12 protein-coding genes are annotated in these 13,215 nt (G+C 36.8%); 6 read left to right on the top strand and 6 right to left on the bottom strand.

Annotation, left to right across the window (positions count from 1 at the left end; genetic code table 11):
• Window positions 1-192 precede the first annotated feature (192 nt).
• Window positions 193-1,881 (bottom strand): methyl-accepting chemotaxis protein, encoded by a 1,689-nt coding sequence (locus tag ABH966_RS20150; RefSeq protein ID WP_370081529.1) that lies wholly within the window; start codon window positions 1,879-1,881, stop codon window positions 193-195.
• A gap of 372 nt (window positions 1,882-2,253) precedes the next feature.
• Here ABH966_RS20150 and vrrA point away from each other — a divergent pair, with 372 nt between their 5' ends.
• Window positions 2,254-2,793, top strand: coding sequence for a VrrA/YqfQ family protein (gene vrrA / locus ABH966_RS20145; RefSeq protein WP_370081527.1), 540 nt, complete (start codon window positions 2,254-2,256; stop codon window positions 2,791-2,793).
• A 73-nt stretch (window positions 2,794-2,866) separates the two neighbouring features.
• Window positions 2,867-3,835 carry a 4-hydroxy-3-methylbut-2-enyl diphosphate reductase gene (locus ABH966_RS20140; protein ID WP_370081525.1) on the top strand — a complete coding sequence of 323 codons (969 nt, stop codon included), beginning with the start codon at window positions 2,867-2,869 and terminating at the stop codon, window positions 3,833-3,835.
• Window positions 3,836-4,029: 194 nt separating this feature from the next.
• Here the strand turns inward: ABH966_RS20140 and ABH966_RS20135 are convergent, their stop codons facing one another.
• Both ABH966_RS20135 and ABH966_RS20130 read right to left on the bottom strand, forming a co-directional pair.
• Window positions 4,030-4,731: a response regulator gene (locus ABH966_RS20135; protein ID WP_370081523.1), complete on the bottom strand. Its 702-nt coding sequence runs from the start codon at window positions 4,729-4,731 to the stop codon at window positions 4,030-4,032.
• Between the two features lie 220 nt (window positions 4,732-4,951).
• Window positions 4,952-6,532 (bottom strand): ATP-binding protein, encoded by a 1,581-nt coding sequence (locus tag ABH966_RS20130; protein WP_483308141.1) that lies wholly within the window; start codon window positions 6,530-6,532, stop codon window positions 4,952-4,954.
• Between the two features lie 112 nt (window positions 6,533-6,644).
• Here ABH966_RS20130 and ABH966_RS20125 point away from each other — a divergent pair, with 112 nt between their 5' ends.
• A complete protein-coding gene (locus ABH966_RS20125; RefSeq protein ID WP_370081521.1) occupies window positions 6,645-7,694 on the top strand; it encodes a TRAP transporter substrate-binding protein in 1,050 nt (349 codons plus the stop codon).
• Window positions 7,695-7,983: 289 nt separating this feature from the next.
• Window positions 7,984-9,249, top strand: a complete 1,266-nt coding sequence (locus ABH966_RS20120) for a dicarboxylate/amino acid:cation symporter (protein WP_370081519.1) — start codon at window positions 7,984-7,986, stop codon at window positions 9,247-9,249.
• A gap of 373 nt (window positions 9,250-9,622) precedes the next feature.
• Here the strand turns inward: ABH966_RS20120 and ABH966_RS20115 are convergent, their stop codons facing one another.
• Window positions 9,623-9,871: a LapA family protein gene (locus ABH966_RS20115; RefSeq protein ID WP_370081517.1), complete on the bottom strand. Its 249-nt coding sequence runs from the start codon at window positions 9,869-9,871 to the stop codon at window positions 9,623-9,625.
• A gap of 362 nt (window positions 9,872-10,233) precedes the next feature.
• Between ABH966_RS20115 and ABH966_RS20110 the strand changes: the two genes are divergently transcribed.
• Both ABH966_RS20110 and ABH966_RS20105 read left to right on the top strand, forming a co-directional pair.
• Window positions 10,234-10,770 carry a tubby C-terminal domain-like protein gene (locus tag ABH966_RS20110; protein ID WP_370081515.1) on the top strand — a complete coding sequence of 179 codons (537 nt, stop codon included), beginning with the start codon at window positions 10,234-10,236 and terminating at the stop codon, window positions 10,768-10,770.
• A gap of 448 nt (window positions 10,771-11,218) precedes the next feature.
• A complete protein-coding gene (locus ABH966_RS20105; RefSeq protein ID WP_132356806.1) occupies window positions 11,219-11,398 on the top strand; it encodes a hypothetical protein in 180 nt (59 codons plus the stop codon).
• A gap of 236 nt (window positions 11,399-11,634) precedes the next feature.
• Here ABH966_RS20105 and ABH966_RS20100 read toward each other — a convergent pair whose 3' ends face one another.
• Together ABH966_RS20100 and ABH966_RS20095 are read right to left on the bottom strand one after the other, a co-directional pair.
• The gene (locus ABH966_RS20100) at window positions 11,635-12,054 is read right to left on the bottom strand and encodes a GNAT family N-acetyltransferase (protein ID WP_370081513.1); all 420 of its coding nucleotides are present in this window, start codon (window positions 12,052-12,054) and stop codon (window positions 11,635-11,637) included.
• A gap of 22 nt (window positions 12,055-12,076) precedes the next feature.
• Window positions 12,077-13,114, bottom strand: coding sequence for a serine hydrolase domain-containing protein (locus ABH966_RS20095; protein ID WP_370081511.1), 1,038 nt, complete (start codon window positions 13,112-13,114; stop codon window positions 12,077-12,079).
• Window positions 13,115-13,215 lie beyond the last annotated feature (101 nt).

Genomic DNA, 13,215 nt, shown 5'->3' with positions numbered 1-13,215 from the left:
CGTGACCAACATCGTGTTGGCCCGAGACCCTGCAGCGCAGCGAAGCGGCTCATCGGACGCCCCCAGGAAGCCTTTGCTCTGTGCGAAAGCGAAGCGTCAGCAATTGTTTTATCTGTGCGAAAGCGTAGCGACAGCAACAACAAAGCGCCCAGTCGAAACGGAAATCAACCACTCGCTTTGCTGATAAGCCTCTTAAATTTTAAATTTATTGATTTCTTCCTTCACAGTCACCGCTTCTTCACTTAATGCCTTAGCAACAGTATTTATTTCTTGAATGGTCGCAACTTGCTCTTCTATTGTCGATGCTATTGTTTCAGATTGCTGTGCAGCATGCTTGGAAGAAGAGGACATTTCATTGACCGATGCTGCCACCTCTTCAGTACTTGCAGAAATTTGTTGCGTAGAAGCAGATACATCCTCGATTTGAGATGTCATTTCACCAATCGCTTTTAAAATTCCATCGAAGGCATTTTGGGCATTCTGAATAAATGTGACACCTTCATCTACATTCAATACTGTTACATTTACGGCCTTTTCTACTTCTTTCGTTTCTTGCTGAATAAGTGCTATTACATCCACTATTTGATTGGCAGAAGCTTTGGATTCCTCAGCTAATTTGCGCACTTCATCTGCCACGACTGCGAAGCCTTTACCATGCTCTCCCGCACGAGCGGCCTCAATCGCAGCATTTAAAGCTAAAAGATTTGTTTGCTCAGTAATGTCAGTAATTACTTTCGTAATATGAACGATTTCAGCTGATTGCGTGCTTAGCTTCTTAATACGTTCATTTGTTGTATTTGAAGATTGTTGGATAATTGACATTTGGTTTTCTGCAATATACAACGTTTTTTCACCATCATTTGCAATAGATTGTGTGTCTACTGCTTTAGAATGAAGCATTTGAGTAGCCTCAGCAATACGTTGAACACCTTGAGCAGTTTCATCCATTGCTATCGAACTTTCACGACCTGTAACAGCTGCTTGATTATCACTAATCGCCATTCTCTCTACAAGGTTTGCAATATCATGAGAGGAATTTGAAATTTCTTCTGTACTTGCTGCTAGTTCTTCAGCAGCTGATGATGTATGCTCAACATTTGCCGTCATGCTATGTATTAGTGAATGTAAATTAGACTTCATCAAATTAAAAGAATCAGCCAAATCTTTAATTTCATCCTTCGTTCTAACTTCGATATCCTTTTGACATAAATCTCCTTTAGCAATTACCCTTGCTGCAGAAGTTAGCTTATTTACAGGAACAACGATGGAACGTACAAATATAATTCCAACTACTACACAAATCATTAAAATAATACAGAACATCCATAAGAACCATTGTTTATTATCATCAATAAGCTTTTCAACATGTGCTAAAGAATTTTGCATGTCTGTAATGTTTTCTTGTTGAAACAAATCTACTTTGTCATTAATCTCAACTGAAGTAGTATCAAATTCAAGCATCAGTTTATTCCCTTGCTCAGGCCCTCCTTGAATATAACTATGAGCCATTTTCTGACCAGTACTATAATACTCATCAAACGCTACTTTAATCGCATCTAATCTTTCCTGGTCTTCCTGATGCATTTTTTTCACTTGTTCCAAATCTTTATTAAAGATTTTACTATATTTTTCTGCTTGCTCAAATCCATCATCTAAATTATCGAGTGCTCTTGTGGCACTAATATCAGTCAAATACTGCTGAACCTGTACAACTGCTAACTTCATCTCATCTGCTAATAACGTCGTTTGAAGTGTTTTTTCTTTCATCAAATGTACTTGCTCCAGTTGGGATTTAGCATTTTGTTGCTGAAAAATTCCCATAACTAAAACTAATACTACGATTAGGCCAAACGACACTATACTTCTTACTTTAATTGACACAAAATACCTCCTATTTTTAACCTCTGCTATTTTAGTCTAGTAAAAAATATTTTAACAATTTATTTACATTAATGTAACATATTTCACAGAACTAACTTTAAAATCATCTTTTTCTAACTTGATGATTTACCAACAAAACATTATACCTTTCTTATCGACTGGAATAGAGAAAAAAGTGTGTAGTTTTTAAGAATTTTTTACCACTTACTGTCTACATCTATAATAAGTAAACCTTACTGATATAGTGAGATACATTTATAATCGCCCTAGTTATTTATTTTGTGCGTGTCGAACGCTAACTTACCCTTCTGCATATCATATTTATAATCAGGTATGTCATCAATGTCAAATCACTATCGAAAGGAGATCGTTATGGTATTTAGACCACAGTTCCCGATGTATCCTGGTGGCATGAGAATGCCCATGCAAATGCCAATGCAACAAATGCCGATGCAAATGCCGATGCAAATGCCAACACCTCCACAAATGTCACCGCAGTCCTTTTTCCCGCCTGGAGGCTTCCCGAATCAGCCACGAATTCCCGGTGGCTTTCCTATGTCTAGTGGAATAGGAGCATTTGGAGGACAAATGCCAATGCAGGAACCTTCAAAAATCGGTTCATTTTTGCAGCAAGCGAATAGCTTATTTAACTCAGCGAAAACATATACACCTTACATTCAGCAAGCAATGCCAATGGTAAAAAATATTCCGTCACTTTTAAAATTGTATAAAGGATTTCAAGGTCTTCCTGCTGCAGGAGCTGCCGCAGGGGCTGGAGCAGTAGCAGCTGGAGCAGCGGCTAGTGAAGGAGCAGGTTCAACTAAAAGTCGAAAAGCGTCTCGACAAAATGGATCATTTACTCCTGCTGAACCACTTCCATCTAAGCCCCGTATATTCCAGCCGCCTATGTAGATGAAGGTTTCTTTGTATTCGCCGTCCCTGTCCGTTATAATGTAGGTAGGTAAGCTTGAAAGGAGTCACAACCATGCAAGTATTAAAAGTTAATCCACGTGGCTATTGCTACGGTGTTGTTGATGCGATGGTCATCGCTCGAAACGCCGCACTCGATAAAACATTACCAAGACCTATCTACATTTTAGGTATGATTGTGCATAATAAACATGTCACGGATGCCTTTGAAGCAGATGGCATCATCACATTAGATGGCGAGAATCGTTTAGAAATTATTGAACAAGTTGAAACTGGCACTGTTATTTTCACAGCACATGGGGTTTCACCTGAAATTCGTGAAATTGCGAAGCGAAAAGGCTTAGTATCCATTGATGCTACATGTCCTGACGTAACAGTTACGCACGATTTAATTCGTGAAAAATCAGCAAATGGCTATGATATTATATATATCGGTAAAAAAGGCCATCCCGAGCCAGAGGGAGCAATTGGGGTTGCACCAGATCATGTACATTTAGTGCAATCATCCACGGATATTGATGCATTAAATTTAACGAATGATAAATTACTAGTAACAAATCAAACGACGATGAGTCAATGGGATGTCGCTCATTTAATGGATAGTTTAAAAGAGAAATTCCCACATATTGAAGTGCATAAGGAAATTTGTTTGGCAACCCAGGTCCGCCAAGAGGCAGTTGCACAGCAAGCTGGGGAGGCAGATTTACTTATTGTTGTTGGTGACCCAAAATCCAATAACTCGAATCGTTTAACGCAGGTTTCTGTTGAAATAGCAGGGACGCCATCTTATCGAATTGCAGACGTTTCTGAGCTTAAAGTTGAATGGTTAAAAGGAATTAATTCTGTCGCTGTTACAGCAGGTGCTTCTACGCCAACACCAATTGTAAAAGAGGTTATTTCATTCCTTGATCATTTCGATGAAAATGATGAATCAACACATATCATTGAGCGTACAGTTACATTAGATAAAATTTTACCTAAAATTAAAACGCCAAAGCCTGTTGATAAAATTATGCCTTACTAAGAACAAATGCGCTAAAGCTTTGGAGAGCCCGAAGCAAAAGTAAACGCTCCACCACTTTTGCACGAGGGATCGAAGCGACCTCGAGGATGTAGCGCTTTAGCTTAGACGATAACTATGACTTTGGTTATCCACAACTTAAAAATCTATAGTAGTAAAAAATCCTGATTGTCTATTTTGACAATCAGGATTTCTCATTATTTACTAAAATAATAATTGACTGGACGACCAATGCCACCATAATGCACATCCATCGTAATTTCCTCTTGCTTCTCTAAATAATCTAAGTATCTTCTTGCTGTTACGCGCGCAATACCTACACCACTGGCTACTTCTTCTGCTGATGCTCCTTCTACAGATTGCAAATAGTGCACAACTTTCTCTAGTGTTGCACGATTAAAACCTTTAGGTAAACTTTTTTCTGACCGTAAGACATTGGATTGCTGAACCTCATTATCCCCTCCATGATAATGGAATAACTGATCAAGCTCTCCTTGTGTTAATTCACGCTCTGTTTGCATTTGCTTTTTGAAGCGCAAATAATTTTCAAGCGTTCCTTGCACTCGTTCAAATGAAAAAGGTTTCATAATATAATCAAAGACGCCAAGATGCAGGACCTGTTTTACAGTTTCCATATCATTAGCAGCGGTTACCGTAATGACATCTACCGGTAACTTGAGTTCACGAATTTTCCGTAAACTTGTCACTCCATCCTGCTCTGGCATGAAAATATCCATAAATACTAAATCTGGTTTCAGTTTTTGAATTTGAGCAATCCCTTCAACTCCATTTGAGGCTTGTCCAATTACTTCAAATCCAGCTATCTTTTCAATAAATTGGCGATTAACCTCTCGCACCATTGGATCGTCCTCTATTAATAAAACCTTTGTTTGTGTCACTGTTAGTCCTCCATACACTCTGTTCTATCTCTATATGTGCAAATTTTCACTTAAGGAAGATATCTACGAGAGCGCCACACTGTTCCCATAGAATTTCTCGCTTCTATTTCAACTATTCATATTGCATTACTCATAGGATTGATTTTCATGACAACCAAGCGCTTTCTTAGGGATGTCAAATGAACCCCAAAGAGTCGCCCAGCATTTGATGATGGGCCTATTAAGTATGGTAAAAAGTTATTAAAAAGCTTGTTCCTTTATTCGGTTCACTTATGACTTCGATTTCTCCCTTTCCTTTTTGTACAATTTCTTTTATTAAAAAAAGTCCAATGCCTCGACCTTTTTTCTCTTTTGTCGAATAGCCATTATCAAAAATATGTGCCTTGACTTCATTTGTCATGCCTTTACCATTATCCGTTACTAATATTGCCAGAACATCCTCATCTTCATCAACAGAAACATGGATTATTTTTTCTTCAATTTGTACATCCCTTAATGCATCAAAAGCATTTTCAATTAAGTTACCAAATAAAATAACGAAATCATGATGATCTAAATTGTTTGGAAATGTTGTCAAACGGCTTTCTCTGTCAATCTCCAGTAGAATTCCCTGTTCTTTTGCATAGGAGATTTTACTAAGCAATAGCCCAGAAATATTTTCATTTTTAATCCGTTCATTTAGAAAGTTTGTAATTTCATCGTGTTCCTCTTTTACTTGTGTTAAGTAAGAAAGTGCTTGTTCATGATGTCCAAGTTGTAAAAGACCAGCAATTGTGTGCAATTTATTTTTATGCTCATGTGTTTGTACGCGTAATGCTTGTACAAATGCCTTAACACCCGTTAATTCCTCTGCAAGCTTTTTCACTTCTGTACGATCCTTAAACATGGCCACAGCTCCAACCGTTTTTCCATTAACTTGTATAGGAATACGATTACTCATAATATTGTTATCATTAATATAGAGCTCACGATTAAAAATGGGTTGATCTAGCTCCAAAATTTCAGGTAATCGTGTATCAGGTAAAACGTCAAAAATTTTCTTCCCTATTAATGTTGAAGGCTTTTTGTGAACCCCCAATATGTCACACGCTTTTTCATTAAATATTGTGATTGTCAAATCATTATCAATGGCAATAATTCCTTCATGCATCGCGTTAAATGTTTCCGTTCGTTCTACATACATTTTAGCAATTTCGTGGGGCTCTAACCCAAACATTTGCTTTTTCATATGAAGCCCTAATGTATGAGCCCCCCATGCACTAAAGAAAAGAGATAATAAAATAGTAATCATTAATTCTGTTTGAATAGATTGTAGCAACTCTGCCACAGTTAAAACACTATAGCCCACTACTACTACGCCTATTTGTTTACCTTCTTTACTCATGATTGGGACGAATGCTCGTACCATATCTCCATGTTCACCATGTGCGATGGATGTATAATAATGCTCAGAAAACGCAGCGTTTAGATCTCCTGACTCCGAGATTTGCCCAATCTCCTCTGTATTTGGATGTGAGTACTTGCGCCTTTGCATATCCAGTACAACAATATACTGTGCGCCATTTATATCACGTATTTCCTCCACTACAGGATTTATGTGTTTGGTAGCCTCGTTAAAATTATTATTTGATATGTAAGTTTTCAGCTCGGGAAGCTGTGATACTGTTTTTGCCACAAGTAAAGCCTGATCTCCAAGCTTATCCTTTTGCACAGTCATGACGAACCCTAGCAAAAATGTCCCACCTATACTAAAGGAGAGCATGAGAATAAAAAAAGTCAGAGACATAATTTTTCTCTTCATCGATATTTTTTGAAATTTCAAGATGTACGCCTCCCTCTTACTATATTTTAACTTACTCCATATGTTAGAATAACAAAAACATCAGAAAATACGAATAAATTAGGTGTAATAGATGAAAAAATTTATTATTGGAACAATAGCAACTGTTTTATTGTTAACGATAGCGTTTGGTGTTCAACAAGGCTTACTATTCGCAAAGCCTCTTCCCTATGACGATGAGCAAAAAGGTTTGAATACGCAAATTACGATTCATTTAAGTCATGTTGTTGCTGAGAATACGCCAAAAGGACAGGCGGCAAGTAAATTCGCCGAGCTTGTAGAGGAAAAAACAAATGGCAAAGTGAAGGTACACGTCTACCCAAACTCCTCCTTGTTTAATGATGAAAACGAGTTTCAGGCATTGCAAAATGGACAAGTAGAAATGATTATCCCTACTTTCTCAAAGATGACATCCTATATACCAAATTGGCAGGTTCTTGATTTACCTTACCTTTTTAATACGGATGATGAAGTGCATGAGGTACTTACAGGTTCGATTGGTGAACAATTGTTAAATGAGCTTAAGCCTTTTCATATAAAAGGACTAGGCTTTTGGCATAATGGCTTTAAACATTTAACCTCTGTCGATCACCCTATTCATACTTTTGAAGATTTAAAAGGCTTACGTGTTCGTACAATGCCAAGTAAAACCCTTGAAAAGCAATTCGAGGCTGTTGGGGCTACACCAATCCCAACTCCATTCAGCGAGGTTTTTACTGATTTAGAATCGAATGCCATCGATGCTCAAGAAAACACAGCGTCAAATATTTATTCTAAAGGTTTCTATAAAGTGCAGAAACATATGACATTAACTAAGCATGGCATTTTAGGCTACGCCGTTTTAATAAACGACAAGTTTTGGAAATCTCTACCTCCGGAAATCCAAAAACAGATTATGGAGGCTATGAAAGAAACAACAGATTGGCAATTTGAACAAGCTGTAGAAATGAACGAAGAAAATTTGCAAAAACTTAAGCAGCAAGATAACTTTGAAATCTATACGATGAGTAATAAGGAACGCCAACGCTTTAAGGAAAAACTAGCGCCTGTTTATGATTTTTATAGAAACAATGTACAAGAAAACGATGTTTTATCGGAAATTGAAAAAATTGTTTCTCCTTAAAGTATTTCATCACTGCGGGAACAATACTTTTGTTCATTAATGATAAAATCCTCACTAGAGTGGGGATTTTTTTCTTATGTATTATAATAGATTCCAAAATTACAAAACTACTATAAAACAGCCACGAACCCTTGATATCACTAGTTTTATTGATTTCCCAACGAAAAAATGAACAAAATGAACAATAGAAACTTTACGGTCATAAAAACTATTGTCGGAAAATTTCAGCTAAGATAACCTCATGAAAGCGTTCACATAATATTCATAAACAGTGTTAGGGGAGAACTTCATGCGTATAAATTTTAAAAACTTAACTGTACAAGTACTGATTGCCATTGTGCTAGGTATTATTGTAGGTGCTACGTTCCCAGAATTCGGAGCGAAGTTGAAAATATTAGCAGATATTTTTATTAAATTAATTAAGATGTTAATAGCTCCTATCATTTTCTTAACAGTTGTTATTGGAATTGGTAGTATGGGCGATGTAAAAAAAGTTGGTAAAATTGGCGGGAAGGCATTAATCTATTTTGAAATTGTCTCTACTTTCGCACTAGCAATCGGCTTAATCGTAGTCAATATTGTAAAACCTGGTAAAGGCTTTAATACAGCAGCTGCAAACGGTGCAGATGTATCCCAATATACAGAGGCAGCAGCCGCTACAGAGCATGGTATTGGTGCATTTATTATGCAAATTATACCTGATAATGTTGTCGGAGCACTTGCAAATGGAGAGTTATTACCTGTTTTATTCTCAGCTGTTTTATTCGGCATAGCTGCTGCAGCTATTGGTGAACCAGCTAAACCAGTTATTAAATTTTTTGAACAAGTAGCAGATATATTCTTTAAAATTGTTAATATGGTCATGAAAGTTTCCCCGATTGGTGCATTCGGCGCTATGAGCTACACAATCGGAAACTTCGGTCTTAAATCACTAGGAAACTTAGGGTTTTTAATGCTTTCCGTTTATATTACAATGTTTATCTTTATCGTATTCATCATTGGTCTTATTACACGTTACTTCGGATTCAGTATCTTTAAGTTTATTAAATATATTAAAGATGAAATTTTTATCGTTATTGGAACATCATCATCAGAATCTGCCCTTCCTTCGATGATGCGCAAATTAGAAAACTATGGTTGCTCTAAACAAGTCGTTGGTCTTGTCATTCCAACGGGGTACTCCTTTAACTTAGATGGTACGTCCATTTACTTATCTATGGCAGCTATTTTTATCGCACAAGCTTATGGAGTTGATTTAGATGTTTGGCATCAAATTACATTACTTGCTATTTTAATGCTAACATCTAAAGGTGCGGCCGGTGTAACAGGCTCTGGCTTTATTACACTCGCAGCAACATTAGCAGCATTCCCTATGATTCCAGTAGAAGGGATTGCACTTTTAATCGGGGTCGATCGCTTTATGTCAGAAGCGCGCGCCGTTACAAACTTAATTGGTAATGGTGTAGCAACAGTTGTCGTTTCAAAAATGGAAAAAGAATTCGATCCAGAGCAGGAAAAACGTGCTCTTGCAGGAGAAGTTACAACTCAACAATAAAATGAAAGGCTGTCCGGTAGTGAAGAAATTCACATTATCGGCCAGCCTTTTTCATTGTTAAATTTCATATTCCATCTTTTAAAACCCAAATGTACTTCCATTTGTTGCTTGCATTAAAAATCAATCGAACTTTATCGCCTATTGAATCAATTATGCCTCGGCACAATTACCACTGACGCTTCGCTTTTGCACAGAAGATATTTGCCGCTGTCGCTTCGCTTTCGCGCAGAAAACATTTGCCGCTGTCACTACAGATAAACAATGCGTCCGGAATCGGCTTTGTGCTTTGGCCTGCATAACCCTTCCTGATTTTGAGGACGATATTAAATTAAAAATAATAAAGGGCTCCGTTCTGATTGAAATAGATTAACTTTTAAGAATGTTGATCTATTTCACCACCAGCCTTTTTCAAAGCTCTTTGAAGTTGATAAATTTTCATCATACTAATTAATCCAGTTAGTAGGGCTCCCAATAGGACTGACCCAATAATGACGAGGATCAATGGCCACTCAGCTTTTCCAAATAAATAATTAACCGTTACCATGTCAACATTGATAACTGAAAAAACTGCGATAATTAAGACCACAATTAGTGCTAATATTAAGTTCCATTGCTTTTTCATAAGCCACCTCATTATTGTTAATAAACTATTACATTCACTATTATAGAATCAGAATTAGCTTAGGACAATCACTATTTCGCAGCAAGGGTATACCCTTTGATATTCAACTCACCACCTATAGTTGTGGTAGACTTCTGTACCTGTCGCTACGCTTTCGGTACACAAAACATTTGTAGCTGTCGCTTTGCTTTCGCTACACAAAACATTTGTAGCTGTCGCTTTGCTTTCGCTACACAAAACATTTGTAGCTGTCGCTTTGCTTTCGCTACACAAAACATTTGCTGAAAGAAGTTAAAATTTTTGTTGAAGGTGAAACCTAAGGTTAAGCTTCTCCGTATAGTAAGTAGATTGGAGGCTTTTTTATGACTACATTTACCCTTACCTACCCAAAAGCTTTCGAAAGCTTTTCAAATATCCCTATTGTGAATGAACAAAATGAGACGGTTTGCGTGCTACAAAAGGTTGAACGTTCATCCGTTGGAAAAGTAATCAATTCTGTTATGCTAGTTACAGCACAACAGTCATTACCGCATCGCTATGAATCACGCACTACTTTAGGGGCACCACTTTTTCAAGTGCAATCTACACTATTAACAAAGGGTGTTAGCCATCAGCTTATTATGCCAGATGGATCCATTTTACCGATACAACGGAAGACGGTTCAATTACTTGAATCCTCCTACTCTTTTACAATGGATGGGCTAGCTTTTCGCTTTGAAAAGGATTTTACTTCAACCGCTTATTTATATTGTAATGATGAAAAAATAGCTAGCGCTAGTAATGTAGAAACTGAACTTGTGCGTACTGGTATATCTTTTAAACTTTTTAACTCTGACGATACGCTCTTTGTTGCTTTGCTAGCAACTTTATATCAGGCTTTATTCTCAATGAGTAATTAGGAGGCTTATCACCATAGAGTGGGGTTGATTTCCGTTCCGACTTGGCGCTTTCCTAGGGGTGTTCGGCTTTAGCGGTGGAAAAAGTAATTTTAGCGGTGAAGTGGACGGCTTTAGCGGCGGAAAATGCAGTTTTGGCGGCGAAGCTCTAGCAGCGTAAAACAAAGTTCAACTAACGGAGAGAAAGCTCTTAATTAACATAAATACATACCGGTTTAAATAGATAATGAAAAAAAACTCCTATTGTTAGTTTATTGCATTTTACAACTACTTGTCGCTGATTTCTCATAAAAGCTAGCTCGTTCTTTTTTGTCTTTCACTACTGCTAGAATCATTCAATATATTCCGGGACACGAAATAAATTCGCTTTGTTTTGACCATTTTACGCCGACCTACTAAAAAAGGAGTACACTAAAGAGGTAGAAATACTATACATTTGGAGGCATTTAACATGGATACAAAAGCAGCAGATATTAAAAATTTAATGACGTTAGATCTACTTGTTCAAATTCTAGAAGAACGCGGTATTATGACAGAAAGAGAATTACAAGAACGTCTTACAAATAACGTTAAGCTTTCCTCAATGGATGCAGATTTAAAAGAAAAGGTCATTGAAGAAATAAAACATTAATGGAATGGATGACATTTCAAAAGGGGCCGCTTCCTAGGTAATAAAAATTCTGTAAGCGGCTAACGGGTTCTGTTTTGAAGTACAAAAAGCAAAATCGCAGGTTAAAAAGACAATTAATTAGCATATTAAAAGGTACTGCAATTGCAGTACCTTTTTTTGTCAACTTTGTTTGATATTTCGTGAATCAAAATTTAACTAAAGCACCCCGTTACTTTAAGTGAAAAAGTTCACAAAACTTAATTAGGGTTACTAAAAACCCAGATTTTGAACTCGTCACTCTGCTCATGTAAATTCCAACCTGTTTTATAATAATATTCATTAAAATCGGAATCAGTCGGACATAGTGCAACAATAGGTAAATCATTTATCGTTTTAAACATCTTTTTTAACAACCCTTGACCACGATAAACCTCGCTTATAGCAAATTGATACAAAGAAATTTTGTTTTGTGTTTTTTTTCGGTAAAACCGAAATGCTCCCACTACTTGACCTTCTACTGTTGCCACTATCATTTGCTTTCTTCTTATGGCTGCTTTAACTCCAAGAGGACATAAAAACTCTTCAGAATAGACAGCACTGTTATTGCGTTCTAAATTTTCATTGAAGAACGATACAACTTCAGATATATGAGCTGGATTTGCTAAGGCTATCTGCATATTTCTCCTCCCTTAACACTTTTTAAGATAAAAGAGATTTATATATTTCTCCTATAATACCTTCCATTTGATGAACACCTAATTCTGCATTCGTCATTATGATCGCACCTTTCTCTAAATACGGAAACGCCACCATCATACATTGAAAACCCACTCCCCAACCAAATGATGTAATTTCTATTTCTTTTTCTGAGCCTTCAAGAAACACACCTAATCCAGTCCAACTTTTACCTCTTTGTGAGGTTATCATTTCTTTTGCTAAACTTTCCGAAATACCAACTTTGCTTTCTCCCTTTACAGCATTCATTAACTCAAGAACTAATTCAGCTAAATTCAGAGAAGTTGTCCATAATCCAGAAGCCGCTGGATAAGGATATATAGGATATTTCCCATCTACTAATTCACCGTTTTTGTTGTGACCACAAGAAAAATTTTGTCTATCCACTTCCAACATTGTTGTATTGAATTGGCTATTTGCCATTCCTAATGGTTCAAATATTTGCTCATTCATAACTTTATGAAACAGTTTTTCAGTAACATCTTCTATCAGTTGCTGAATGATACAAAAACCCGCATCCGAATAATGAAATTCACTTTCTGGTTCACACTTTACGTCAATAGGAGTTTTACAATATGGAGTTTGCCCCTCTAATAATTCAACCATCGAAGGAACCCCTATTTTCGAATTCAGTTCATAATAACTACCTTCAGGGTCTTTAATTCCAGATTGATGACTTAGTAAGTTCCTCAATGTCACTTTTTTATTTTTAGTAAAATCATTTTCCGGTACTTTCCACGATACAAGACTTTCATTTACATCATCATCTAAATCAAGAAGTCCTTCCTCTACTAGCTTCATAGCAAGTATTCCTGTTAAGAACTTGCTAATTGAACACGCACTAAAAATAGAATTTTCATTCACTTTTCTATCGCTTTCTACTTCTAATAAGCCGTAATTTTCTGTTCCACTAATTTCACCACCCTCAAGCAATGTGATACTTAGACCTTGTACATTATAATGTTTCATTCGTTCTTCAATGTGGATGTTCTTTAATTTCACAATTATTCCCCCTCGTATATTAGTAGTAAGAGCTCTTTCCGATAGAATTTCCAGTTGATCCGGACAACTGGGGAATCTGTTGGATTTCCTATAGGAGATAG

The sequence above is a fragment of the Lysinibacillus sp. RC46 genome, from assembly GCF_041262385.1.
In the GTDB taxonomy this organism is placed as follows: Bacteria; Bacillota; Bacilli; order Bacillales_A; family Planococcaceae; genus Lysinibacillus.
Note: the sequence above shows the minus strand (reverse complement) of the source record. Positions and strands in the feature narration are given on the sequence as shown.

Coding starts and splice junctions, on each gene's coding strand:
- ABH966_RS20140 (WP_370081525.1), top strand. CDS start 2,867: ATGCAAGTATTAAAAGTTAATCCACGTGGCTATTGCTACGGTGTTGTT.
- ABH966_RS20130 (WP_483308141.1), bottom strand. CDS start 6,532: ATGAAGAGAAAAATTATGTCTCTGACTTTTTTTATTCTCATGCTCTCC.
- ABH966_RS20110 (WP_370081515.1), top strand. CDS start 10,234: ATGACTACATTTACCCTTACCTACCCAAAAGCTTTCGAAAGCTTTTCA.
- ABH966_RS20120 (WP_370081519.1), top strand. CDS start 7,984: ATGCGTATAAATTTTAAAAACTTAACTGTACAAGTACTGATTGCCATT.
- ABH966_RS20100 (WP_370081513.1), bottom strand. CDS start 12,054: ATGCAGATAGCCTTAGCAAATCCAGCTCATATATCTGAAGTTGTATCG.
- ABH966_RS20105 (WP_132356806.1), top strand. CDS start 11,219: ATGGATACAAAAGCAGCAGATATTAAAAATTTAATGACGTTAGATCTA.
- ABH966_RS20125 (WP_370081521.1), top strand. CDS start 6,645: ATGAAAAAATTTATTATTGGAACAATAGCAACTGTTTTATTGTTAACG.
- ABH966_RS20115 (WP_370081517.1), bottom strand. CDS start 9,871: ATGAAAAAGCAATGGAACTTAATATTAGCACTAATTGTGGTCTTAATT.
- vrrA (WP_370081527.1), top strand. CDS start 2,254: ATGGTATTTAGACCACAGTTCCCGATGTATCCTGGTGGCATGAGAATG.